Source organism: Flintibacter muris, from assembly GCF_943192995.1.
Classification (GTDB): domain Bacteria; phylum Bacillota; class Clostridia; order Oscillospirales; family Oscillospiraceae; genus Lawsonibacter; species Lawsonibacter muris.
In genome coordinates this window covers 89,317-112,184 of record NZ_CALPCP010000002.1, presented here as the reverse complement: position 1 = coordinate 112,184, position 22,868 = coordinate 89,317, and the positions used below count along the sequence as shown (strand labels likewise).

Annotated in this window: 25 protein-coding genes, 5 tRNA genes and 1 pseudogene; 6 read left to right on the top strand and 25 right to left on the bottom strand. The window is 58.4% G+C overall.

What is annotated here, in order from left to right; translation table 11 throughout:
- Positions 1 to 14 precede the first annotated feature (14 nt).
- Together NFS22_RS02865 and NFS22_RS02860 are read left to right on the top strand one after the other, a co-directional pair.
- Positions 15 to 620 (top strand): DNA-3-methyladenine glycosylase, encoded by a 606-nt coding sequence (locus NFS22_RS02865; RefSeq protein WP_251316257.1) that lies wholly within the window; start codon positions 15 to 17, stop codon positions 618 to 620.
- 29 nt (positions 621 to 649) lie between these two features.
- A pseudogene (locus NFS22_RS02860) lies at positions 650 to 981 on the top strand (transposase); the annotation flags it as partial.
- A 270-nt stretch (positions 982 to 1,251) separates the two neighbouring features.
- Here NFS22_RS02860 and NFS22_RS02855 read toward each other — a convergent pair.
- Together NFS22_RS02855 and NFS22_RS02850 are read right to left on the bottom strand one after the other, a co-directional pair.
- Positions 1,252 to 1,470 carry a NifB/NifX family molybdenum-iron cluster-binding protein gene (locus tag NFS22_RS02855; RefSeq protein WP_251316256.1) on the bottom strand — a complete coding sequence of 73 codons (219 nt, stop codon included), beginning with the start codon at positions 1,468 to 1,470 and terminating at the stop codon, positions 1,252 to 1,254.
- A 19-nt stretch (positions 1,471 to 1,489) separates the two neighbouring features.
- Positions 1,490 to 1,636 (bottom strand): hypothetical protein, encoded by a 147-nt coding sequence (locus NFS22_RS02850; protein WP_251316255.1) that lies wholly within the window; start codon positions 1,634 to 1,636, stop codon positions 1,490 to 1,492.
- Positions 1,637 to 1,761: 125 nt separating this feature from the next.
- On the opposite strand from NFS22_RS02850, the gene NFS22_RS02845 reads away from it, so the two are divergent.
- Positions 1,762 to 2,421: a Crp/Fnr family transcriptional regulator gene (locus tag NFS22_RS02845; protein WP_251316254.1), complete on the top strand. Its 660-nt coding sequence runs from the start codon at positions 1,762 to 1,764 to the stop codon at positions 2,419 to 2,421.
- A gap of 42 nt (positions 2,422 to 2,463) precedes the next feature.
- Here NFS22_RS02845 and NFS22_RS02840 read toward each other — a convergent pair whose 3' ends face one another.
- The 8 genes from NFS22_RS02840 to NFS22_RS02805 all read right to left on the bottom strand — a co-directional run bounded on the left by NFS22_RS02840 (position 2,464) and on the right by NFS22_RS02805 (position 5,698).
- Positions 2,464 to 4,155, bottom strand: coding sequence for an FAD-dependent oxidoreductase (locus tag NFS22_RS02840; RefSeq protein WP_251316253.1), 1,692 nt, complete (start codon positions 4,153 to 4,155; stop codon positions 2,464 to 2,466).
- A complete protein-coding gene (locus NFS22_RS02835) occupies positions 4,152 to 4,736 on the bottom strand; it encodes a 4Fe-4S binding protein (protein ID WP_251316252.1) in 585 nt (194 codons plus the stop codon). Before NFS22_RS02835 ends, NFS22_RS02840 begins: the two co-directional genes overlap by 4 nt.
- A complete protein-coding gene (locus tag NFS22_RS02830) occupies positions 4,733 to 4,939 on the bottom strand; it encodes a 4Fe-4S binding protein (RefSeq protein ID WP_251316251.1) in 207 nt (68 codons plus the stop codon). Before NFS22_RS02830 ends, NFS22_RS02835 begins: the two co-directional genes overlap by 4 nt.
- A gap of 239 nt (positions 4,940 to 5,178) precedes the next feature.
- Positions 5,179 to 5,253, bottom strand: a tRNA-Cys gene (locus NFS22_RS02825).
- A gap of 73 nt (positions 5,254 to 5,326) precedes the next feature.
- A tRNA-Gly gene (locus NFS22_RS02820) sits at positions 5,327 to 5,402 on the bottom strand.
- 34 nt (positions 5,403 to 5,436) lie between these two features.
- A tRNA-Phe gene (locus NFS22_RS02815) sits at positions 5,437 to 5,512 on the bottom strand.
- Between the two features lie 5 nt (positions 5,513 to 5,517).
- Positions 5,518 to 5,594, bottom strand: a tRNA-Asp gene (locus NFS22_RS02810).
- Positions 5,595 to 5,622: 28 nt separating this feature from the next.
- Positions 5,623 to 5,698: transfer RNA gene (locus NFS22_RS02805), tRNA-Val, on the bottom strand.
- A 256-nt stretch (positions 5,699 to 5,954) separates the two neighbouring features.
- On the opposite strand from NFS22_RS02805, the gene NFS22_RS02800 reads away from it, so the two are divergent.
- The gene (locus tag NFS22_RS02800; protein WP_251316250.1) at positions 5,955 to 6,965 is read left to right on the top strand and encodes an ATP-dependent 6-phosphofructokinase; all 1,011 of its coding nucleotides are present in this window, start codon (positions 5,955 to 5,957) and stop codon (positions 6,963 to 6,965) included.
- A 39-nt stretch (positions 6,966 to 7,004) separates the two neighbouring features.
- On the opposite strand, the gene hslO is transcribed toward NFS22_RS02800, so the two are convergent.
- Genes hslO through NFS22_RS02785 form a run of 3 tightly spaced genes read right to left on the bottom strand, consistent with a single transcriptional unit; the run spans position 7,005 to position 8,932 of the window.
- Positions 7,005 to 7,883, bottom strand: coding sequence for an Hsp33 family molecular chaperone HslO (hslO, locus tag NFS22_RS02795; RefSeq protein ID WP_251316249.1), 879 nt, complete (start codon positions 7,881 to 7,883; stop codon positions 7,005 to 7,007).
- Between the two features lie 3 nt (positions 7,884 to 7,886).
- Complete coding sequence (locus NFS22_RS02790) at positions 7,887 to 8,639, bottom strand: class I SAM-dependent DNA methyltransferase (protein ID WP_251316248.1); 753 nt, start codon at positions 8,637 to 8,639, stop codon at positions 7,887 to 7,889.
- Positions 8,636 to 8,932: a YerC/YecD family TrpR-related protein gene (locus NFS22_RS02785; RefSeq protein WP_251316247.1), complete on the bottom strand. Its 297-nt coding sequence runs from the start codon at positions 8,930 to 8,932 to the stop codon at positions 8,636 to 8,638. Before NFS22_RS02785 ends, NFS22_RS02790 begins: the two co-directional genes overlap by 4 nt.
- 197 nt (positions 8,933 to 9,129) lie before the next feature.
- Here NFS22_RS02785 and NFS22_RS02780 point away from each other — a divergent pair, with 197 nt between their 5' ends.
- Positions 9,130 to 9,792: an RsiV family protein gene (locus tag NFS22_RS02780; protein ID WP_251316246.1), complete on the top strand. Its 663-nt coding sequence runs from the start codon at positions 9,130 to 9,132 to the stop codon at positions 9,790 to 9,792.
- Positions 9,793 to 9,834: 42 nt separating this feature from the next.
- Here the strand turns inward: NFS22_RS02780 and NFS22_RS02775 are convergent, their stop codons facing one another.
- Together NFS22_RS02775 and NFS22_RS02770 are read right to left on the bottom strand one after the other, a co-directional pair.
- On the bottom strand, positions 9,835 to 10,443 hold the full coding sequence (locus tag NFS22_RS02775; RefSeq protein WP_251316245.1) for a DUF4303 domain-containing protein: 609 nt from the start codon (positions 10,441 to 10,443) through the stop codon (positions 9,835 to 9,837).
- A gap of 4 nt (positions 10,444 to 10,447) precedes the next feature.
- Positions 10,448 to 11,380: a DUF4261 domain-containing protein gene (locus NFS22_RS02770; RefSeq protein WP_251316244.1), complete on the bottom strand. Its 933-nt coding sequence runs from the start codon at positions 11,378 to 11,380 to the stop codon at positions 10,448 to 10,450.
- Positions 11,381 to 11,785: 405 nt separating this feature from the next.
- Between NFS22_RS02770 and NFS22_RS02765 the strand changes: the two genes are divergently transcribed.
- Complete coding sequence (locus NFS22_RS02765; RefSeq protein WP_338147925.1) at positions 11,786 to 11,989, top strand: helix-turn-helix domain-containing protein; 204 nt, start codon at positions 11,786 to 11,788, stop codon at positions 11,987 to 11,989.
- Positions 11,990 to 12,035: 46 nt separating this feature from the next.
- On the opposite strand, the gene pckA is transcribed toward NFS22_RS02765, so the two are convergent.
- The 10 genes from pckA to NFS22_RS02715 form a co-directional block, all read right to left on the bottom strand.
- On the bottom strand, positions 12,036 to 13,643 hold the full coding sequence (gene pckA / locus NFS22_RS02760) for a phosphoenolpyruvate carboxykinase (ATP) (RefSeq protein WP_251316242.1): 1,608 nt from the start codon (positions 13,641 to 13,643) through the stop codon (positions 12,036 to 12,038).
- A 122-nt stretch (positions 13,644 to 13,765) separates the two neighbouring features.
- Positions 13,766 to 14,620 carry a 16S rRNA (adenine(1518)-N(6)/adenine(1519)-N(6))-dimethyltransferase RsmA gene (gene rsmA, locus NFS22_RS02755; RefSeq protein ID WP_251316241.1) on the bottom strand — a complete coding sequence of 285 codons (855 nt, stop codon included), beginning with the start codon at positions 14,618 to 14,620 and terminating at the stop codon, positions 13,766 to 13,768.
- 63 nt (positions 14,621 to 14,683) lie between these two features.
- Positions 14,684 to 15,760 carry an ABC transporter ATP-binding protein gene (locus NFS22_RS02750; protein ID WP_251316240.1) on the bottom strand — a complete coding sequence of 359 codons (1,077 nt, stop codon included), beginning with the start codon at positions 15,758 to 15,760 and terminating at the stop codon, positions 14,684 to 14,686.
- Between the two features lie 3 nt (positions 15,761 to 15,763).
- The gene (locus NFS22_RS02745; RefSeq protein WP_251316239.1) at positions 15,764 to 17,536 is read right to left on the bottom strand and encodes an ABC transporter permease; all 1,773 of its coding nucleotides are present in this window, start codon (positions 17,534 to 17,536) and stop codon (positions 15,764 to 15,766) included.
- Positions 17,537 to 17,612: 76 nt separating this feature from the next.
- Positions 17,613 to 18,785, bottom strand: coding sequence for an ABC transporter substrate-binding protein (locus NFS22_RS02740; protein ID WP_251316238.1), 1,173 nt, complete (start codon positions 18,783 to 18,785; stop codon positions 17,613 to 17,615).
- A gap of 377 nt (positions 18,786 to 19,162) precedes the next feature.
- Entirely contained in the window at positions 19,163 to 19,429 is a 267-nt protein-coding gene (locus tag NFS22_RS02735) for a pro-sigmaK processing inhibitor BofA family protein (RefSeq protein WP_251316237.1), read from the bottom strand.
- Positions 19,426 to 19,665, bottom strand: a complete 240-nt coding sequence (locus NFS22_RS02730) for a DUF2508 family protein (RefSeq protein WP_251316236.1) — start codon at positions 19,663 to 19,665, stop codon at positions 19,426 to 19,428. The genes NFS22_RS02735 and NFS22_RS02730 overlap by 4 nt, the downstream gene beginning before the upstream one ends.
- Before the next feature lie 117 nt (positions 19,666 to 19,782).
- Positions 19,783 to 20,949, bottom strand: coding sequence for an S-layer homology domain-containing protein (locus NFS22_RS02725; protein WP_251316235.1), 1,167 nt, complete (start codon positions 20,947 to 20,949; stop codon positions 19,783 to 19,785).
- Between the two features lie 146 nt (positions 20,950 to 21,095).
- A complete protein-coding gene (locus NFS22_RS02720; protein ID WP_251316234.1) occupies positions 21,096 to 22,199 on the bottom strand; it encodes a transglutaminase-like domain-containing protein in 1,104 nt (367 codons plus the stop codon).
- A 4-nt stretch (positions 22,200 to 22,203) separates the two neighbouring features.
- Positions 22,204 to 22,794, bottom strand: coding sequence for a lactate utilization protein (locus NFS22_RS02715; protein ID WP_251316233.1), 591 nt, complete (start codon positions 22,792 to 22,794; stop codon positions 22,204 to 22,206).
- Positions 22,795 to 22,868 lie beyond the last annotated feature (74 nt).

Below are 22,868 nucleotides of genomic sequence, written 5' to 3'. Positions count from 1 at the left end.
AGGGAGGGGACAGTATGGACATTCTCACAAGGGATTTTTATAATCGGGACACCCTTACCGTGGCCCGGGACCTGCTGGGCCGGGAGATTGTCCGGGTGCTGGAGGACGGAACCGCCCTGCGGTGCTCCATCACTGAGACAGAGGCCTACATAGGCCGCATGGACAAGGCCTGCCACGCCTACGGCTACAGGCGCACCGCCCGGACGGAAACCCTCTTCGCCCCGCCGGGGACGGCCTACATTTACCTCATCTACGGGATGTACCACTGCCTCAATTTCGTCACCGAGAGGGAGGGAGAGCCCGCCGCCGTTCTGATCCGTGGAGCTGTCCCGATCGAAAACGGGGATATTATAGCAAAAAACCGCTATGACTGCAAGATGGAAAATATGAGTTCCTATCAGAGAAAGAATTTTCTCAACGGCCCCGGCAAGCTGTGCCGGGGATTGGCCCTCACCCGGTCCCAAAACGGCCTTGATCTGACCGCCCCAGCCAGCGGACTGTATGTCCGCGCCGGAACACCTCCCTCCCCCAGCCAGATTCAAACAGGCAAACGAATCGGCATCGACTACGCCCAGGAGGCGGCGGACTTCCTCTGGCGGTTCTGGGTCGAAAACAACTAGATAGTGTCTACACAAAGCAAAGCAGTTGTGAAGGTACCAGAGCGGATTGTAAAGAAGCTGTCCACCTGATCGAGGGGATTTCTGCGGAACGTTTGCTGGCAGACCGGGGCTATGACACAAATGATATTCTGGCCCATGCGGTTTCAGCAGGGAGGGAACCTGTGATCCCGCCGAAGAAGAACCGTAAAGAACAGCGTGACTATGATAAATATCTCTATAGACTGCGCCATTTGGTAGAAAACTGCTTCCTGATCCTGAAGCGCTGAGAGGTATTGCCACTCGTTATGTCAAGACTTCAGATGCCTTTATCGCTGCGGTACACGTCCGTTGTATCGCTATTTGGGCTGCTTCCCCCGCTTAATTCGTGTAGACACTATCCAGACAAAAAAAGAGACTATTTGTTTTCTTTAAAATACGAAAAACACCGCATTTCACGCGGTGTTTTTCGCTTGCATTTTTTATCAACACAGATTGTATTGCGGTGCCAAAAAAGATGCAGTCACAGAACATTTGCAATACAAGGACCTGTTTTAAGTTTCACCACATAGGGCATCAATTGCCGCAGGTATGTGTCCCGCAGCCATGCTCTCTGTAGGTGTGTTCCGCTCCATGGTGATGATCGCAGCACGCATCAGAATGAAAAGTTCAGCTTCCCTTTGAGCAGAGCCTGTACCGCGCAGTCCGCCTCGCCGGATACGCCGCCGTATAGTTGGATGCCTGACGCCGCCAAGTCCACCTGAGTACCGCCGCCAATCCCGCCGCAAATCAAAGCGTCCGCTTTCAATGCGGTAAGTACTCCGGCCAAAGCACCGTGTCCGCTTCCGTTGGTGCCGGCCGCCTCAGATGACACAACCCTACCATCCTCTACATCATATGATGTGGAGCAAAACCCCTTCCACCAGCGCTTTTGCCAGCTTTTTCGATCGCTGCCGTAAATTTCCTGCACCGTCGTCCGGGCCACCTGCATCCGTTCCCCACACGCTTTCCGGGATAACCCCTCTTACAAGCCTTGTCATAGAAACTCCTCCCGATCGATATACTATAAATCGTAGAGAGATCAAGGGCACATGTCAAGCACGAAATTGACATATGCCCTTAATCGTTTTATACTGAGTACAGTTTTGGGTAAGGAGCGCACACAATGGAGTTTTCAGAGTATTTTCCTGTATGGGACAGCATGACGCCCCAACAGCAGCAGGCAATTTCTGACGGCCTGGTCAGCCGGAGCGTGAAAAAAGGAACCATACTCCACAGCGGCAGCACCGACTGTACCGGCCTGCTGCTGATCAAATCTGGCCAGCTTCGGGCCTTCATCCTCTCCAGGGAGGGGCGGGAGGTCACTCTCTACCGGCTGTTTGACCGGGATATTTGCCTGTTTTCCGCCTCCTGTATCATGCGTTCCATCCAGTTTGATGTGGCCATTTCGGCGGAAAAAGATACCCAGCTGTGGGTCATTCCTTCGGATATCTATCAGCAGATCATGGAGCAGTCCGCCTGTGTGGCGAACTACACCAATGAAATCATGGCCTCCCGGTTTTCCGAGGTCATGTGGCTGATGGAGCAGGTCATGTGGAACAGCATGGACAAACGGGTGGCTGCGTTTCTGCTGGAGGAAGCATCCATCGAGGGCGCAGACCGCCTGCACATCACCCATGAGACCATTGCCAACCACTTGGGGACACACCGGGAGGTAATCACCCGGATGCTCCGCTACCTTCAGAATGAGGGGATGGTCAGGCTGTCCCGGGGCACGGTAGAACTTGCGGACCGGGCGAAGCTGGAGACCCTCAGCCAAGCATAAAAATCAGCGCCGTCAGCTCTGCTTGAACTGACGGCGCTTCGCTTATCGGTCCATTCCGCAGGCGGAGGCGGATTCAGCCATACAGCGGTCACGGGTTACCGTGTCATAGAAACGGAAGCCCCCGGCGAAGTTATACGCCTCATAACCATACCCGCTCAAAATCCGGCAGGCGATATAGCTGCGCAGGCCGCTCTGGCAGATCATATAGACCGGCTTGCCTCGCTCCACCTCATCCAGCCGCTCCCGCAATTCGTCTACAGGAATGTGGAGGAAACCGTCGATATGTCCGGCGGAGTACTCTCCCACCGTCCTGACGTCCAGCAGGGTAACGCTTCCGTCCCGGGGCAGACGGTCCAGGTCCTCCAAAAACCACTGCTTGAGAATCCCCTGTTCGATGTTGTCAGCCATGAAGCCGGCCATATTCACCGGGTCCTTGGCGGAGGAATAGGGCGGCGCGTAGGCCAGATCCAGGTCCTTCAGTTCAGCGGCGTTCAGCCCGGCGTGGATCGCGGTGGCCAGCACATCAATGCGCTTATCCACACCCTCATAGCCCACGATCTGGGCTCCCAGGAGACGATAGGTCTCTTTCTCAAAGACCACTTTCATGGTCATCAGCTTGCCGCCGGGGTAGTAGCCAGCGTGGCTCATGGGGGAGAGAATGACCTTATCCACATCCAGCCCCGCCTTTTTGGCGTTGGTTTCGTTGATACCGGTGACAGCGGCGGTCATGTTGAATACTTTTATGACGCTGCTGCCCTGAGAGCCGGGATAGCGGCTGTCCCTGCCGCAGATGTTGCCGGCGGCGATGCGCCCCTGCCGGTTGGCCGGCCCCGCCAGGGAGATTAGCGCGTCCTGCCCGGTGACAAAGTGCTTCACCTGGACCGCGTCCCCCACTGCGTAGATATCCGGAATGGAAGTCTCCATCCGGTCGTTTACCACAATGCTCCCCTTGATCCCCAGCTCCAGGCCCACCTCCTTGGCCAGAGCGGTATCTGGGGTAACGCCGATGGCCAGCACTACCATATCGGCATGGAGGGGAGCTTCGTCCTTCAACAGCACATCCACTCCGCTGCCGTTCTCCACGAAACCCTCCACCGTGCGGCCCAGAACCAGCTTGACGCCGTGTCTGCGCATTTCACTGTGGATAAACGCGGCCATATCCGGGTCAAAGGGGTTCATCAGCTGTTTGGGACGCTGGACAATGGTGACTTCCATACCCAGTTCCCGCAGGTTTTCCGCCAGCTCCAGACCGATGAAACCGCCGCCGGCCAACACCGCCGATTTGGGGTGGTGTGCGCGGATGTATTCCTTGATGCGGAAGGTATCCTCCACCGTCCGCAGGGTGAACACCCGGTCCAGTCCCACCCCCGGGAGCCTGGGCTGGGTGGGCTTGGCCCCGGGAGAGAGGAGCAGTTTGTCGTAGCTCTCCTCAAATACCTCCCCCGTCTCCAAATTTTTCACGAAGACGGTCTTTTTGTCCGGGTGAATGGCTGTGACCTCGTGGCGCACCTTCATATTCACCCGGAAACGGGAAAAGAAGCTCTCAGGCGTCTGCAAGGTCAGCGCGGAGGGGTCGGCAATCACGTCCCCAATATAGTAGGGCAGGCCGCAGTTGGCGTAGGAAATATACCCCGACCGCTCAAACACCACAATTTCGGCCTGTTCATCCAGCCTGCGGATGCGGGCTGCCGCTGTAGCGCCTCCGGCCACACCGCCTACGATAACAACCTTCATTTTGCTCCATCCTTTCCGCTTTTCGCTTTACAGATCAGCTGCGTCATGGTGCCCATGGGGCAGTAGACACACCAGCTGCGGGGCTTAAACAAAACCATTGTGAACAGTCCAAGGACTGTAGAGGTCAGCATCACGCTGTAAAACCCAAACGCGAACTGGGCCACGCCGGGATGAAAGAGCGTTCCGTGGTAGGCCCAGTGCCAGGGCAGCTTGAAGGTCCAGAGCAGGGTCACCGCCTGCCGCAGGTCCTGGACGCCGGCAAAGACCAGATAAGTATTCCACAGCATCTGGAAAAACATGACAAAGAAGAAGGCCAAAAAGCCATAGCGAAACCATTTGCTTTTCATCCATCCGGGGATGTCCTTTTTTCGAGACAGGCCGAAACGTCCGCCCAACAGGCCGAAGATCTGTCCCCGGCCGCAGTAACGGTTGCAGTAGCCCTTTGTGCCGCGTACAACAGAAATAATCAAGGGGATGAAGAAGAACACCAGTCCCAGCCAGGCGAACAGAATGTTGAAGAAACCCAACACCAGATAGGTCAGCTCAACAATCCATAGGTAATCATACCAACGCTTTTTCATGCCTGTACCTCCTGAATCTCAATGACAGAGGCCGGACACTCCTTCGCGCATTTTCCGCAGCCCACGCACCGTTCCGCATTGACTGCCGCCCGGATTCCGTGCCAAATCTGGATGGCAGACAGAGGGCATACCTTTACACAGCAGCCGCAGGCAACACAGGTGTTCTTATCCACAACAGCCCTGCGTTTTTTTCTTGTTGTCATACCGTACCTCCCGAATTTAATGAAAGAATTATATCAAGATGGAGCTATGAGTACCGTGATAAAATCACACAAAGGGGAGAACCATTTATTGGCGCGTTTGGTACTCAAATTTGAACTGCTTGTAGGTAAATAGAAAAACCCCAAAGCCTTGACATGTCAAAGCTTTAGGGCAAAAAACGACTCTACCTTAATCCGACGACTGACAGCAGTCTGTTCGGATTGGGTAGGGTCGTTCAGGCTGGAGGTGCCACCCAGATTCGAACTGGGGAGTGGAGCTTTTGCAGAGCTCTGCCTTACCACTTGGCTATGGCACCGTCCTTACAGGATATGCGGTGATTGAAAAGAATATGCTTAGGAAAAAACGGGGCAACGCTTGATTGCCCCGTTTGGAGCGAGTGACGAGGCTCGAACTCGCTACCTCCACCTTGGCAAGGTGGCGCTCTACCAGATGAGCTACACTCGCGTTTGATTCCTCCGCAGAAATTGCCTGCGGAGGATGGTGCCTCCGGTCGGAATCGAACCAACGACACGAGGATTTTCAGTCCTCTGCTCTACCAACTGAGCTACAGAGGCAAAAATGGCGACGCGGAAGGGACTTGAACCCTCGACCTCCGGCGTGACAGGCCGGCGTTCTAACCAACTGAACTACCGCGCCAGGTAGTTTCGGGGGATGTGAGTCAAAATGGTGGGAACAACAGGGCTCGAACCTGTGACCCCATGCTTGTAAGGCATGTGCTCTACCAGCTGAGCTATGCTCCCCGGTGCGCCGCCCCACTTGTGACGGCTTGCTTATTATACTAAAGGAAAACCAAATTGTCAACAGGAAAATGAGATTTTTTGCCGATAAATTTTGGGGCCACTTTACCTCAAAAAATTGGCGGGGTTTACCATACCTGTCCCGTTTGTGATTCTTGACATTCCAAGAAATCAATGACATAATAACATAATGAGATAAATTGATAAATCAGCGCTCTTTAAAAGCGGAAAACCCTACCATATCAAGGAGGCCTGCAATATGAGTGACAAAATCAAACGGATCGGCGTGCTGACCAGCGGCGGCGACGCGCCGGGTATGAACGCGGCAATTCGGGCGGTGGTCCGTACGGCGGTAGGCCAGGGCGTGGAGTGCATTGGCATCCGCCGGGGCTGGAGCGGCCTGATCAACAGCGACTTTGTACCCCTGAACGGCAGCAGTGTCAGCCACATCATCAATAAGGGCGGTACGCTGCTGTACACCGCCCGCAGCGTGGAGTTTATGGATGAGTCCGGACGGGACAAGGCTCTGAACACTTGCCGGCTGCTGGGTCTGGACGGCATTGTGGCCATTGGCGGAGACGGCACCTTCCGGGGGGCGCTGGCGCTGAGCCGGCAGGCGCCTCAGCGGGGCATGAACCTGCAAGTGATGGGCATCCCCGCCACGATCGACAACGACATCGGCTGTTCTTACTACACCATCGGCTTTGACTCCGCCTGCAACACCGCCATTGAGTGTATCGACAAGCTGCGGGATACCATGCAATCCCATGAGCGCTGCTCCGTGGTGGAGGTTATGGGCCGTCACGCTGGCTATCTGGCTTTGGCCGTTGGCATTTCCGTAGGCGCTACCGCCGTGCTGATTCCCGAGCGGGAGCTGGACTTTGAACAGGACATTGTGGAAAAAATCCGCCGGGCCCGCCTGGCCGGCACTACCCACTACATGGTGGTGGTAGCGGAGGGCTGCGGCAGCGCCGTAGAGATTGGCGACCGCATCCACGAGGAGCTGGGCATTGATCCCCGGGTCACCGTTCTGGGCCACATCCAGCGGGGCGGCAGTCCCAGCGTGCAGGACCGGGAGACGGCCAGCCGTATGGGCTACGAGGCGGTTATGGCCATGCTTGAGGGGGACGAGAACTGCGTCATTTCCATCCAGCGCGGCTGTGTCAAGCGCATTGAGATGGAGGAGGCCCTGCAAATGAAGCGGGAGTTCCCCATGGAGCGCTATCAGCTGCTGGAGGCCCTGACCAACGGGGGCAGCAAGTTTAGATAAAGCAAAAGTCCGGACGGCGTACAAGCCGTCCGGATTTGTTTACATCTCTGCCAAAAGCTCCTCCAGCTCCTCTCTGGAGAACTGATACACCTGGTCGCAGAACTGGCAGGTCAGCTCCGCCCGGCCCTGCTCCTGGATGAGCTGGGCCAGCTCCTCTTTGCCCATACTGATCAGGGCCCGGCTCACCCGGTCACGGGAGCAGTAGCACCGGTACTCCACCGGATGCTTTTCCAGAATCTCCAGCTCAAAGTCCTTCAAAACCGTCCGCAGAAGTCCCTCTCCGTCCAGACCGCCGGCCAGAGCGGAGCTGACCGAGCCCATGGCCCGAACTCCGGCCTCAATTTTCTCAATCATGTCTTCGCTGGCCCCGGGGAGCAGCTGGATGAGGTAGCCTCCAGCGGCGGTGACGGACTGGTCCAGTCCCACCAGAACCCCCAGGGCACAGGCGGTGGGAATCTGCTCGCTCTCCACAAAATACATGGCCAGGTCGTCGGCAATTTCTCCGGAAAACAGACCGATAGACCCCACATAGGGTTCCTTCAGTCCAATGTCCTTGATCACGGTGAGGGTACCGTTCTGGCCCACGGCGGCCCCCACATCCAGCTTGCCGGGGCGCTGCTCTATCAGCTCCACCTGGGGATTTTGGACATAGCCGCGCACATTGCCCTCCCAGTCGGACACCGCCAGAATGGTGCCCAGCGGCCCGCCCCCCTTGATCTGGAGGGTGAGGGCCCCCTTTTCCTCCTTGAGCATGTCCCCCATCAGGGAGGCCCCCATCAGGGTGCGGCCCAGAGCGGCGGTGCCCATAGGCAAAAGTTTGTGGATATTCCGTGCCCGCTCCACAATGTCCCGGCCGGTAATGGAGGCGGCCTTTACCAGGCCGTCGCCTGTAATCGCTCTTACGATTTCGTTGGTCATAGATTAAGTTCCCTTTCTTGCGGTAAAAAAGATACGCTGTTCCCCCGCTCTGGGCGGGCGCATTTTCAGCTCGCCAAAAGTCTTTACCTCCTGAAAACCGGCTCTCTCCAGCAGGCCGGTCAGCTCCGCCGGGGTATAGGCCCGCTCCCGGTGGAGCTCCTCCCCCCTGTCCCACTGTCCGGCGGCCCTGTCCAGCCGGAAGATATCCATAAAATAGGAGCACACCCGGCTGCGCCTGGAAAATTCTGCCCGCCACACGCAGTAGGTGTCCTCCGTCTCGTCCAGAAATACCTGGCCGTCCAGCCCCTCCAGCTTTTCCGGAGAGTTGACGTCAAAGAGGAACAGTCCCCCCGGCATGAGGAACAGGTGGACCCGTTCAAAGGCCCTTTGGAGCTTTTTAGGGTCGGTGACATAGTTTACGCTGTCCAGACAGCAGACGCAGGCGTCAATGGTGCCGTAGAGGTCCAGCTTTTCCATACTCTGGCACAGGAAAATGGGCTCAACGGGGGCGATACCCCGGTTTTTCTCCGCCGCCTCGGCCAGCATCTCCGGGGACTGGTCCGCGCCGATCATCTCATACCCCCGCAGGGCCAACTCCCGGGTGAGGGAGCCGGTGCCGCAGGCCAGGTCCAGAACGGTCCTTCCGGGAAGGGGCGTGCGGGAAAAATGTTTTTCAATGTAATCGGCCCAGGCGGAGTAGTCCACGTCGTAGGTCAGGCGGTCGTAGCAGCCGGCCAGAAAGCCATAGCTGCTCATCCCTCCTGCTCCCGCAGGCGGGGGATGATGGTCTTATAGCCCCCCGCCCCATAATGCAGGCACCGGTTTACCCGGCTGATGGTGGCGCTGGAGGCCCCGGTCTTCTCCAGAATTTCGCTGTAGATCAGCCCGTCGTCCAGCAGCAGGGCCACATCCATGCGCTGAGCCATGGATTTCAGCTCGGAGACGGTGCACAGGTCCTCCAGGAAGCTGCGGCACTCCTCCTCGGTCTGGATACTGACAATGGCCCGATACAGGGCGTCGCTGCTCTGTTTATCCAAAAATCTTGACATCTGACCTACCTGCCTCTCTTTATTTTCTATATTTTAACACGCTGACTTAAAAAAGTAAACTTTAAAAAGCAAAGAAAAGTGATCGCAAACATCAAAAGTGCTGACGGGCCGGCCTTGCGGATGATTTGCCGGGGCCGCCGGGACAGCGGGGGGAGCCCCGGCATAGGATGGAGAAATGAGAGCTGGAGGTGTGTCCTATGGAAGAGGAAATCCGGGTTGTCTGGGAGGAGGAGCGCCGCACCCTGACGCTGTCGGGGGAGGCCATTCTGACCTATACTCTGTGCTGGCCCCGGGTGGAGGGGGCCGGTCTGGGCGGCAGGTGGATCAGCCGGTACTACGCCCGGCTGGCCCGCAACTGGCGGCGGCGGTGGGAGCGGGAGGTCTACTGGTCCGCCTGCCTGGAGCTGGCCGCCCGGCGGGAGGCGTCCAGGCCCTTCACCCCCTGGACGGGGGAGCTGACCGGAGAGACTGTCCTGCTGGAGGACGGCGTGCTCAGTATTCGCTTTCAGGGCCAAGAGGTCCGTGGGGACGGCCGTCCCGCCCGGGTGCGCTGGGGGGATGTATGGACTGTCCGCGAGGGCGCGCCCAAGCCTCTGCGCTCCCTGTTCGCCAGGGAGAAGAGGTGGAGGGCTCGCCTGTGGCAGAAGCTGGTCCAGCAGGGGGAGGAGCGCCGTCAGGCGGGGGACTGCTTTTTGGACAGGGACTGGCCCAGAAAGGCAAAAAAAGCCCACCCCCTCCAGGGCTGGTGCCTGACGGAAGAGGGGGTGGAGCTCTCCCTCCCTCAGTGTGCCGCCTCCCCGGCGGCGGAGGGGTGCCCAGTGTTTACCATTCCACTGGAGGGGAAAAAGGCCCCCTTGTAAAAGGGCCAGAGGAGTATGGAGCCGCCCCTACATATAGTCTGATTACCCGTTAAACAATTCCGTCCAGGTGTGGAACTGCTCATACTGTTCCGGCGTGTTGAGCCGCCGGGCGGAGGTATCCTCAATTTCCTCCGCCCGGTCATCATCGGACATGGAGACGAAGCAGACGACCTCCGGGCCAAAGACGCCCTCCGTCCGCAGCGTCTCAAAGGCGCCTGTCACCGTCTCCAGGAGCTGTTCCTGAAAGGCGTCACAGGTATCGTCATCCTCGTCGGAGAGCTTCTCCTCCTGGTCGTAAAGCTGCCTGCTGACCTGATTCAGCCCGCCGTCCGTTCCGTCGGAGTAATCCCACTCGTCGGGAACATAGCGGTTCAGGCTGAACAAGCCCTCTGCCACCTGGTCTACCAGCTCCTGGGGATAATACTCCAGCAGCTGTGTCAGCCGCTCCGGCGTCCGGTCCGCCTTGTCACGCCTTGCCAGGGCCTCTTCGGTGTTCACGGCCAGAAAGAGGGTGACGCAGCTGCTGTCGGTGACCAGGGCCGCACTGTAGATGTGTTCATCCCCGGCCTCCTGGCGGATTTTTTCCATGGTATGCCGCACCGCCTCCTCAATGGCGGGCCGCAGATTTAAGAAAAAATGCTTCCATCTCAATCGCTCAACTCCTAACTGCCTCATCCATGTGGATGCCCAGGGCCGGACGGCCTGGGCCAACCAGCGCGTCCTCAAAATGACACTTCCACTGGAGGCTTTGGTCGATATTGCCATCGGTCACGCCGTCGATGGTGTCACCCTCCTTGATGGGGCGGCGGTTTGCCAGGACGTAGGCGGCGATGTTATAGGCGTGCATCACCACCCAGTTGGGGTCCATCTCGTTGAAGATATATTGCAGGTCCTCCATGTACAGCAGGGTCATGCCCAGTGTGTCCACCACATGGCCGCCGGAGCCCTGAATGTTGAAGAACCGGGCGTTGACAATATAGCGGATAAACCGGTCCAGGCCGGAGGCGGTCTTATTACGGATGACGTCGGCCAGCACCAGCTTGCCGGTGTTCAGGGAGTACACCGCCTCACAGGTGGGGAAGAGCTCCAGCAGGGCCTCCAGAAAATCCATGTCGAAGTCGGCCCGCTCCAGAGGGTCCAGCGCCCCGGTGAGAATGTCGTTGGCGAAGACGCAGTACTTGCACTCCGACAAAACGCGGTCCCGGTCCTGGAGGCAGTCCCACATCTGGCTGCGCTTCATCTCGTCAATGGTCTCTGGGTGGAAGGTGTCGCAGGGCATGACCGACACCTGCACCGGCCCCTCCCCGTTGCTGAACTTGGCAATGTGGTCCAGAGCGGTGAAGAGAGCAAGGCCCTTCATGGCGGAGGACAGGTCGTCAGTGGGCGCTGCGGCGCTCACCCTGCCAATGTGGCCCTCCAGCACCTGGGTCATCCGCTCCAGACTGGGCATTTCACACCTTTCCTTCATCAGCAGCTGCACTATGAACACTCCTCCAGGGCGGATGGAGGAGTCCATCTCGTCCAGCGGGGATTTTTCCTCCGGTTCCGGGGCGTGCTCCGGCCGCTTTTTCTTTTTGAACAGTCCCATAGCAAATTCCTCCTTTAAACTGACTTTACTGTACCATCATTTGTGGAAAACGTCAAGGTTCTTGGCTCCTATAGCAGTCTTCAAATTACATGACAACCCATAGGGCGGGACGACCTCAGCCCGCCGCTCTTCCAGCAAACGCTATATGATATAACGGCGCGCCGAGTCGTCGCGCCCTACATATCTCCGCTGTCTGCAATTTTGATGTTTGCTATAATGACAGTTGTGTGCAGTGGCAGCAATTCTGACGATTGCTATAAAATAAAGAAGCTTAATATCCAACCAGATACCTCTCTTTATCGTCGTGCTATTCCGACATGTTCTTCACCTCCCCCACCATTATACTTAATATATTAGGCATAGTCAAGAGATTGAATATGCTATGGTGGCATTGGGTGAGGCTTTGTGATTAGTTACCGTCCATTTTATCAGACGCTGCTGAAGCGAAATATGACCGAATATCATTTAATCTATAAAGAAGGCATTTCCGCCAATATTCTGCACCGGATGAAGCATGGGAAGAACATTACCATGAAAACGCTGGACACACTGTGTTTTATTCTGGACTGCGAGGTATCGGACATTGTGGAGTACGTGAGGGAACAATGAAAAAACAGGACGCTTTCGCGTCCTGTTTCTGCGTATCGGTGAGGAATCAGTCCACCTTGGGGCCGGCGGCCACCAGGGCCTTGCCGGCGTCATTGCCGGTGTACTTGACAAAGTTCTTCACGAAGCGGCTGGCCAGGTCCTTGGCCTTGGTATCCCACTCGGCGGCGTCGCCGTAGGTGTCCCGGGGGTCCAGGATGGCGGGGTCAACGCCGGGCAGGGAGGTGGGCACCTCAAATCCGAAGTAGGGGATGGTCTTGGTCTCGGCCTTGAGGATGGAGCCGTCCAGAATGGCGTCGATGATGCCGCGGGTGTCCTTGATGGAAATGCGCTTGCCGGTGCCGTTCCAGCCGGTGTTCACCAGGTAGGCCTTGGCGCCGCTCTTCTCCATGCGCTTGACCAGCTCCTCACCGTACTTGGTGGGGTGCAGCTCCAGGAAAGCCTGGCCGAAGCAGGCGGAGAAGGTGGGGGTGGGCTCGGTGATGCCCCGCTCGGTGCCCGCCAGCTTGGAGGTGAAGCCGGACAGGAAGTAGTACTGGGTCTGCTCCGGGGTGAGGATGGACACCGGGGGCAGCACGCCGAAAGCGTCGGCGGACAGGAAGATCACGTTCTTGGCGGCGGGACCGCGGGAGACGGGCCGCACGATCTTCTCAATGTGGTCAATGGGGTAGGACACGCGGGTGTTCTCGGTGACGGACTTGTCGGCGAAGTCCAGCTTGCCCTCAGCATCCACGGTGACGTTCTCCAGCAGGGCGTTGCGCTTGATGGCGTTGTAGATGTCGGGCTCGGCGTCCTTGTCCAGGTTGATGACCTTGGCGTAGCAGCCGCCCTCAAAGTTGAACACGCCCTCGTCGTCCCAGCCGTGCTCGTCGTCGCCAATCAGCAGGCGCTTGGGGTCGGTGGACAGGGTGGTCTTGCCGGTGCCGGACAGGCCGAAGAAGATGGCGGTGTTCTCGCCGTTCATGTCGGTGTTGGCGGAGCAGTGCATGGAGGCGATGCCCTTCAGGGGCAGGTAGTAGTTCATCATGGAGAACATGCCCTTCTTCATCTCGCCGCCGTACCAGGTGTTGATGATAACCTGCTCACGGCTGGTGATGTTGAAGATGGCGGCGGTCTCGGAGTTCAGGCCCAGCTCCTTGTAGTTGGTCAGCTTGGCCTTGGAGGCGTTGTAGGAGATGAAATCAGGGGTGAAATTCTTCAGCTCCTCCTCAGTGGGGGCGATAAACATGTTCTTGACAAAGTGAGCCTGCCAGGCCACCTCCATGATGAAACGGATGGCCATACGGGTATCCTTGTTGGTGCCGCAGAACACGTCCATCACATACAGCTTCTTGCCGGACAGCTCCTTGATGGCCAGCTCCTTGCAGGCGTCCCAAGCCTCCTGGGAGGCGGGCTTGTTGTCGTTCTTGAACTCGTCGGAGGTCCACCACACGGTGTCCTTGGAGTTCTCATCCATAACAATGAACTTGTCCTTGGGGGAGCGGCCGGTGTAGATGCCGGTCATTACGTTGACAGCGCCCAGCTCGGTCATCTGGCCCTTCTCATAGCCCTCCAGGCTGGGGTCCATCTCGGCCTCAAACAGCTGCTCGTAGGTGGGATTGTACACGACCTCCTTAATATCGGTAATGCCGTATTTCTCCAATCCGTAAGTTTCCATAATGAATTCCTCCTTAAAAAATGGTTAAAGTGGGTATCCATTCCGATCGTGCCCTATTTTACCCTATTTTTCCGGCCTTTGCAAGAGACAACTGACCGAAATTGACTAAATGGTTAAAAGGGTCAAACCAACCCCCGCAAAGCCTTGGACAGTTGGGCAAATTGAGGAATGGACAGCCGCTCGCCCCGGACGTCGGGGGGCAGGCCGCAGGCCTCAATGGCCTGGGAAATCTCCTCTTTGGAGGGGCCACCCAAGCTGGCGGACAGGCTGTTGAGCAGCTTCTTGCGCCGCAGGGCAAAGGCGGCCTTCACCACCCGGAAGAAGTGGTCAGGGTCGTCCACCTCGTCGGGCGCGGGGCGGGGGACCATCCGTACTACCGCCGAGGTCACCTTAGGGGCGGGGATGAAGCAGTCCGGAGGCACCTCAAAGAGTAATTCCGGGGCGGTATAATACTGGCAGTAGACGGAAAAGGCCCCGTAGTCCTTGCTGCCCGGCCGGGCACAGATGCGCTGGGCCACCTCCCGCTGGATCATCACCGTAATGCGGGCAAAACAGCCCGCCTCAATGAGGGCGGTGATGGCGGGGGTGGTAATGTTGTAGGGCAGATTGGCGCAGGCGACGGGGGTGAGCCCAACAAATTTTTCCCCAATCAGGGCGGGGATATCCGTCTTCAAAACGTCGCCTGGGACCACCTCAGCGTTGGGACAGTCCCCCAATGTCTCATCCAGGATGGGCAGCAGGGAGCGGTCCAGCTCCACCGACACCACCCGGTCAGCCCGTCCGGCCAGCTCTCGGGTGAGAGGACCGATCCCAGGCCCTACCTCCAGCACGCCGGTTCCCGGACCCGCACCTGAAGAGGCGGCAATGTCCTGCGGCACCCAGCCGGCAATGAGAAAATTCTGTCCCATGGACTTGGAAAAGCGGAAGCCGTGGCGGGCCAGCAGGGATTTGATTTCGTTGATATTACAAAGGTCCATAGAACGCTCCTTTCAGCATCAGCGCATTAAAAGGCCCCCTTCGCAAAGGGGGCTTTTTTGTGCTTACAGAATATGCACCGATTCCGGGTCGAACACCAGGGAGCATTTTTCGCCCACCTGATAGATGCGTTTGTTTTTGGGGTTGTAGTCGGTGAGCTTGACCAGGGTTTCCCCCACCTTCACGTGGTAATTCTGGTAGGAGCCCATAAAGCAGGACAGGGTTACGGTACAGGGCAGGCCGCCCTGTTCGGCCAGCACGGCGGATTCGGGCCGCAGCACCACGGTATACTCGGTCCCCAAGTCCATTCCCGCCTTGGCGGGGACACGGGTGGGGGAACCCTCCACGTTGAGAATGGCATGGTCGCCGTCCATCTTCTCCAGGGTACCCTTGAGGAAGTTGGCCTCACCAATAAAGTCGGCCACAAACTCGCTGTTGGGGTGGTAGTAGATGTCCTGGGGGGAGCCCATCTGGGCCACAACGCCCTTGTTCATGATGATAATGTTGTCGCTGAGAGCCATGGCCTCGCTCTGGTCGTGGGTGACGTAGATGGCGGTGATGCCCACCTCCTGCTGGATGCGGCGAATCTCCGTGCGCATAGAGACGCGCAGCTTGGCGTCCAGATTGGACAGGGGCTCATCGAAGAGGAGGACGGAGGGCTCGATCACCAGCGCCCGGGCCAGGGCCACCCGCTGCTGCTGTCCGCCGGACAGCTGGTTGGTCATGCGTCCCTCCATGCCGGTGAGCTCCACCAGGTCCAAAATGCGCATAACCCGCTTTTGAATCTCCTCCTTGGGCACCTTGCGCAGCTTCAGGCCGTATGCCACGTTGTCGAAGACGTTGTAGTGGGGGAGCAGGGCGTAGCTCTGGAAAACCATGGCGGTGTCCCGTTTATTAGGGGTGAGGGCGTTGATGGCCTGGTCGCCCAGGTAGATTTCTCCCTCGTCGGGGCTCTCGAAGCCGGCGATCATCCGCAGGGTGGTGGTCTTTCCGCAGCCCGAGGGGCCCAGCAGGGTGACGAAGGAGCCCGGCTCAATGGTCAGGGAGGTGTCCTTCACCGCGTAGAAGTCCTTGCCGGTCTTGGGGTCCTGGTAGATTTTAGAGATGTGGTCCAGGCGGACCCCCTTTTTGACTTTTGACATGGCTTAATCCTCCTTGATTTTCTTACTGGTGCCGAAGTACTTGATGAACAGATTCATCAGCAGCACCGAGCCGTAGGTGATCAAAATCAGAATGGTAGCGAAGGCGCAGGCAATGGAGTAGGCGCCCTTCTCGGCAAACTCGTTGATCTGCACGGTAATCAGATAGACGCTGGGTGTGACCAGCAGGATGATGGCGGAGATGGCGGTGATGGACCGGACAAAGGCAGTGACCAGTCCGGAGAGGAAGGAATCCTTAATCAGAGGCAGGGTGACCGTCATGAACACCTTAAAGCTGTCCGCCCCCATGTCGTAGGCCGATTCCTCAATGGATTTGTCGATCTGCCGCAGGGCGGAGATGCCGCTTCGGGTGCCGGTGGGCAGGGAGCGGACCACAAAGACGATAATCAAAATGGCAGCGCTGCCATAGAGTCCCTGCAAAAGTCCGCTGTGGAACAGTCCGCCGGAAAAGCCCCGGATATACCCCACGCCCAGCACCGTGCCGGGCACGGCCATGGCCAGCATGGACACCGCCTCGATAAAGCCCTTGGCCTTGAACTTCCGCTTGACCACCAGGTAGGAGATGATCATGGACAGCAGGGCGGTGATGGGGGAGGCGATCAGGGACAGCACAAAGGAGTCCCGGAAGGCCTGGAGGCCGTGGTAGCGGGAGAAGACCTGACCAAACCACTTGAATGTGAGAGGGGTAAGCTTGTAGCCCCAGGTGGGGAACAGGGCCCCAATGGGCACGCAGGCATACATGAGAATAACAAAGGCCGCCGCCAAGGAACACAAAATGGTGAGAGGGATGGTAACGCTCCTGTCCTCAATGAGCATTCTCCCCCGGGAGGCCTTGCCGGTGAGGGTAGCGGCGGTTTTTGCCTCCAGATAGTATTTTTGAACGATAAACATACCCAGCGTAATACAAAGCAGCACCACGGCCATAGCCGCCGCGCCCTCCTTGTCGTAGGCGCCGGTGATCTGAAGGTAGATGGTGGTGGCCAGGGTGTCGTAGGAACCGCCGATAATCATGGGGTTGGCGAAGTCGGCGATTGATTCGATAAAGGTGACCAGAAAGGCGTTGCCCAGGCCGGGGAGGAGCAGGGGCAGGGTGACCGTTGTGAAAACGGTCCACCGGCTGGCTCCCATATCCCGGGCCGCCTCCTCCAGAGAGGGGTCGATATTTTTCAGCAGCCCCTTGAGCATCATGTAGCATACCGGGAAGAAGGTCAGCGTCTGAACAATCACAATGCCCCAAAAGCCGTAGACGCTGTTGTCATAAATGCCCAGCAGGAAACGGGTGATGACGCCCGCCTTGCCAAAGAGCATAATCATGGACAGGGACAGCACAAAGGGGGGCGACACCACCGGCAGCATGGACACCATCTTAAACAGGCCGCCCATAATATTCAGGTGGAATTTGACCGCTTTCCAGCCGAAGGGCATGGGGATCAGATAGACGGAATCAGCTCCGGGAACCTTGACGTAGACCTCCACATAGGCAAAGAGCAGGCCGACGAGGGTGGACAGAATGCCCACCAGGAAGCCTACCTTCAGGGTGTTGCCAATGGCCCTGGTAAAGGTAGGCATGGCCATAATGCGCTGAAAGGTGGACAGGGTAAAGCCGTTCCCGCCGTAAAAGCTGTCCACCAGCAGGATGGCCAGGGGGTAGAGGATGAACAGGGTCAAAAACGCGATAAGGACCAGGATGGTGCCCACCATAATGGGGTCGGCCATCAGCTTTTTCCGGTCCAGCGCCGCGCTTTGGCTTTTTGCCATGGAGAAGCCCTCCTTTTGTTTCAGATATAAAAGAAGGGGGACGGCGGTATGCGCCGTCCCCCGCTTTTGCGGTGTATTACTCAGTCTGGAAACGGCCGGTGTCGCCGGTGTTGGCGCCGGCGGTGGCCAGAGCGTTCATGACCTCTTCCACATAGGTGCCAATGTTGGCGGTGGCGTCGTCGAAGTCATAGTCCATCACGTTGTTGGGATCCAGGCCGAAGTCGTAGGCGGCCTGGGGCTGCTCGGCGTTATCCAGAACCAGGAACTGGTAGGAGCCGAACTCATCCGCCTGGTTCACACAGTCGGGGGAAAGAGCGTACTCAATCCACAGCTTGGCGGCGTTGGGGTGCTTGGCGCCCTTGAAGATGGCGGTGGCACCGATCTCACAGGTGGTGCCGCTGGAGGGGATAATCAGCTCAATGTTCCCATAGCCGTTGTCCAGAATCTGGGTGATGCCGTCATGCAGGAAGCCGATGCCGATAATGCACTCACCGGTGCCCACGTTCTTGGAGGGACCGGAGCCGGACTTGGTGTACACCTCGATATTCTTGTCCAGGTCTACCAGGTACTGGATGCCATCGTCGTGGCCGTACTTTTGAATCATGGTGTTGATGACCAGCTTGGCGGTGCCGGCGGTGTTGTAGTTGGACAGCCAGATCAGGCCCTGATACTTGGAGTCCAGCAGGTCGGGCCAGTCCTGGGGGGCGTCCAGACCCATGCGGTCCAGCTCGTCCTTGTTGACCATAAAGCCCAGGATGCCGGTATAGATGCCATACCACATATTGTCAGAGTGCTTGTACACGTCCTTGGTGATGTGGACGGCGTTCTGAGCGTCATAGGCCTCCAGCAGACCCTCGGCGGCTACCACGTTGTAGGGATCGGTGGTTCCGCCGAACCAGACGTCGGCGGAGGGATTGCCGTTCTCCTCCTCGATCTTGGCCTGGACCTCGCCGGTGGACAGGCGCTGGAAGGTGGTCTTGATGCCGTAGAGCTCCTCAAACTTGGCGCAGGCGGCGGACAGATACTCCTCCTCGCAGGAGCCGTAGACTACCAGCTCGCCCTCAGCCTGGGCGGCGGCGATCAGGTCGGCCATAGGATCGCCGGCGGGGGTGCTGGCAGCGGGATTGCTGGCAGCCGGGTTGCTGGCGGCAGGCTTGCTGGAAGCGGCGCCTCCGCCTCCGCCTCCGCCGCAGGCGGCCAGAGACAGGACCATGGCAGAGGCCAGCAGCATAGATAAAAGCTTCTTCACGTTTCATTCCTCCATTTCTGATTTCGTCCCCAGCGCAGGCTGCCGCCTGCACCTGTAGGACTTTCTTATTGTAAAACTTCAGGGAGAAAAAGTCAATATGCCCAAAACAACTTTTTGATTTTTGCGGAAAACTGGCAATCTTGCAAAGAACACCCCAAATTACACAAAAACCATATCAAAAAGCAGGATATATGCCAAAGCATATTCTCCTGCTTTCATTATATCGCCTGTTTTGTTTGCTTTTCCTGAGAGGAAATTTTAAAAGAAATTCCATCCAAACTATAGTAATCATCAGCTTTGTGCCACATGCAGGGCCGCCTTGGGCTGTCCGTCTATCACTGGCAGGCCCATTTACTTCTGCGGGCGGCCCACCGGACTTACCGCAGTGCCCACTGGAGTATGAGCAGCAGCCCAAAGCCGGGGGCGCCCAGTACCCCCAGGACCAGAGCATTGACCAGGTTGACCCCCAGGCTGACGCCGATCAGGTGGCTGACCTGGGCAAAGAGGGCCAGCGCGGCCAGGCCGATTGAAGAGCGCAGAGCCAGCCGGAGCAGCCGGGCGGCAGGCCTTCTCAGCAGAAGAAGGGCGGCGCACAGCACCAGGCCGGCCAAGCACCAGGCCATGTATCCGGGCAGGGAAGTCATGTGGCGCCCTCCAGCTCCTTGACCCTGCGCAGCAGATAGTTGTATCGGGCCTGGAGGGAGTTGATTTCAAAGACATAGGACTCAATCAGGTCGCTGTCACTGGCATTGTTGAAGCCGCCGTAGGCCTGATTAATCAGGGTGCGGGTGTGGGCCAGGGACTGGAGCAGCTCCCGGCGGGCCTCCTCCTGGGCGGGGTCGCCCCGGCGGGGAGAGGCTTTCTTTACGGATTGAGGCATCATGTATGCTCCTTTCTCAGATTCGCGGCTGATATATTCTATGGATAGTTTGGACAAATATTCCAGTCATTAAACCGAGAAAAAGCGCCTGGCGGAAATCCGCCAGGCGCTCAGCCTTTACCACACATTACGGTTCTTTAAATTGATGTCGTAGGCGTACAGCGCTGCGGCCAGCTCGGCGCGGGTCACGGGGCCGAGGGGGCGCAGGGCCCCGCCGTCAGCGGTGAGCAGGCGGTTGGTGACCGCCCACTGCATACTGCTGTAGGCCCAGGAGGAAATTTCCTCCTGATCGTCATACTGGGACAGGTCGGCGCCGCTGCGCATGCTGGCCCCGGTGTATTGGGCATAGCGGTGGAGAATGGAGGCCAGCTGTTCCCGGGTCAGGGGGGCGTAAGGGTCAAAATTCCCACCTGCATAGCCGGAGATCAGTCCCTCCTGCTGGCACCAGGATACCGCCTGGCAGAACCAGTCATCAAAGGCCACGTCGGAGAAGCGGGCCTCCACCGCCTCCAGACAGCCACCCATTGTCCACAACACCTGGGCCAGCTGGGCCCGGTTCAACAGTTCGTCAGGGCCGAAGCGGCCGTCCTCTATGCCGGAGAAGTACCCCTGTATCAGGCTGTATTCCACCGCGCTGTAGTACCACTGGTCGGGGGAGATATCAAAGGGGAGCAGAATGCTGCCATGGATTTCCAAATAGTACAGCTGTTCATAGACCTGCCCGTCGTCGGGGTCGGCGCGGCTGATGGTCACGCGGCACAGGGGCAGGGTGCGGGTATAGCTGTCCCACTCCTCCTCTTGGGCCCGGGATTCCTCCGTCTCCTGAAAACGCCCGGCCAGTGTCTCGGCGGACAAAATATAGGGCTGTCCTGCCGTGAGGGCCTCGTTTCCGCCCAAGGCCAGAGCCCCTTGGACGGTCAGGGAGTCCCAGGCCGGGCTTTCACTGCCCTCCGGGAGCCCGCCCAGTTCCAGAATACCGTCGCCGTCCAGATCGGTGAGATAGTCCAGGGTCACCCAGACGCCGTCGGCCTGAGGCTGGATGTAGAACGTGGCATCCCCGGTCACCCGGTTGATCTTGCAGGTGTACTCCTCCCCAACATAGTCCCCGTCCTGCCGGTAGGCCCTGACGGTAATGTCCCGGTCCAAGGTGTCCATCTGAAAGGCGTCAATACGGAAGTCGGCAAAGGGCTCCTCCGGGGAGACGGCCAGCCCGGAGGGCAGCGAGAGGGATACGGCCAGCACACAGGCCATTGCGGCGGCAATCCACCGTTTAAATGCTTTCATAGGGGGCTCCTTTCTGGGGTGCTTGCGGTTGGATACGCTTCAAACAGAATCTGCGGTGAGGGTATTATACTTAATTTTTCCTGGTTTGACAAGGGCTGTAACACAACAGTAAGAATTTGGCACAGTAAGAGCCCCCAGATATTGGGTCAGTTTTCGGTACACAGGGGAACGGAGTCCTCCTCCCAGAGGTAGCCCAGGGTCTGGAGCGCGCTGTCCGTGTGGAAGGGGGTGTCCTCATTCTCCTCCCCCTCCTCGCCCTCCTCCTCCGGGGCGGACAAATCCAGATGGCGCCAGCCGTCCTCTGTCTGGACCACGTTCCAAAAATGGGGCTGGCCGTCAAGGGTACCCTGAGCCACCTGGCAGGGCAGTTCCAGCTCCTGGCACAGGGCGGCAAAGGCCAGCGACAGTCCCTCGCTGTTGGCCGAACCGGAGTTGAAGAACTCGTAAGGGGTGGCACCCCCCTCAGGGTCAAAGCTTCCCTTCTTAAAAAGAGCGCCGGCGGCCTCCAAAATGTGGATGGGCTGGCCGTCCTCGGTGAGGTCCTGGGCCAGCAGCCGCAGCTGTCCGGCCAGCTCGCTCCGGCGGGATTCCAGCTGGTCGCGCTCCAGGGGATAGCTCAGCAGTATCTCCACAATCCTCTGCCTGCCGCTGTTGGGGTAGATGGATACGGAGATCTCCGGCATTCCCAAGGCGCAGGCGGGCACGTCGTAGTAAGCCTGACGGGCCAGGTCCTGGATGAAGGCCTCGTCCTCCTCAAAGTAGCTGATGCGCAGCACCCGCTCCGGAGCAAAAGAGGTGAGGGCTGTTTTCAGCTCACTGCGGATGGCGGTGACACCGGTGGCCTGGACGATAGAGGCCACCTGCTCCCGGGTGCGGCGGTAGGTGATCTGGAGGTCGGCCTCGGAATACATGACCACCGGATCCACTGTGTACTTGATAAACTCCACACAGTAGGCCCCCAGGGGGTCCTCCTGAACCACCTCCAGGCAGGCGTCCGCCAGAAAGGTTTCCACATTCTCCGTACTGGTATACAGGCGGACAGTGCCCTCCTCCATCCCGCCGGTGACAAAATAGATCAGGGCGTTGACCAACTCCTGATAGCTGTCCGCCCGGAGAATGGAGGGGTCCCCCTCGGTGGCGGGGGCGGCGTTGTGGGGGGTAACGGAGGAGTAGTCCCGCTCCAGCAGGGCGGAGCAGCCTGTCAGCAGCAGGGAGAGGGCGAGAGCGCCCGCCAGCAGACGGATTCTCACCGGCTTAATACCCCAGCTCCTCATCAATGAGGATCACTTCCATGGTTTCCACATTCCGGGGCTTCTCCCACAGCACCACCAAGGCCCGGCAGCTGCGCTCCGGGCTGGAGCAGTTGTAGCACTTGTCCGCCTTGACGGCGCAGGGGGTTTTCAACCCCAGGCGCTGGCAGTTTTTTGGGGCGGCAATATTCCGGGCCCGCCAGAGGGCCTGGTCGTAGTCGGGAGCGATTTTGTTTCTGCCCACCACAAAATAGACCTTTTTGTGGCCGAAGATGGTAGAGGCAACCCGGTTGCCCACGCCGTCAATGTTGATAACCTCGCCGGTCTCGGCCAGTCCGTTGACGGAGCAGATGTACACATCGGTAGTGGCGGCCTCCGCCAGAGCATCCTTGTTCCAGTGCCAGAGGGCGTTGTTGTGGGCGGCCAGCCGGGGGTACAGGCCCATCTCCTGCACCGTCATAGAGCCGCCAAAGCTTACGCTTACGCCGTCAATCTCCCGGTCCAGGTAGTCCGCCGCCTCCGCCGCGGTGGCAAAGACCTTAGGGGTAAAGCCCCGATCCTCCAGATTTTTCGTCAGCTTGGTCCAGTCTGTCATGGTAAACACTCCTTTATCTTTGTAGGGGCCGGCACCTTTGCCGCCCCTCTGCCCTATACAACGGGCCGCCCAGG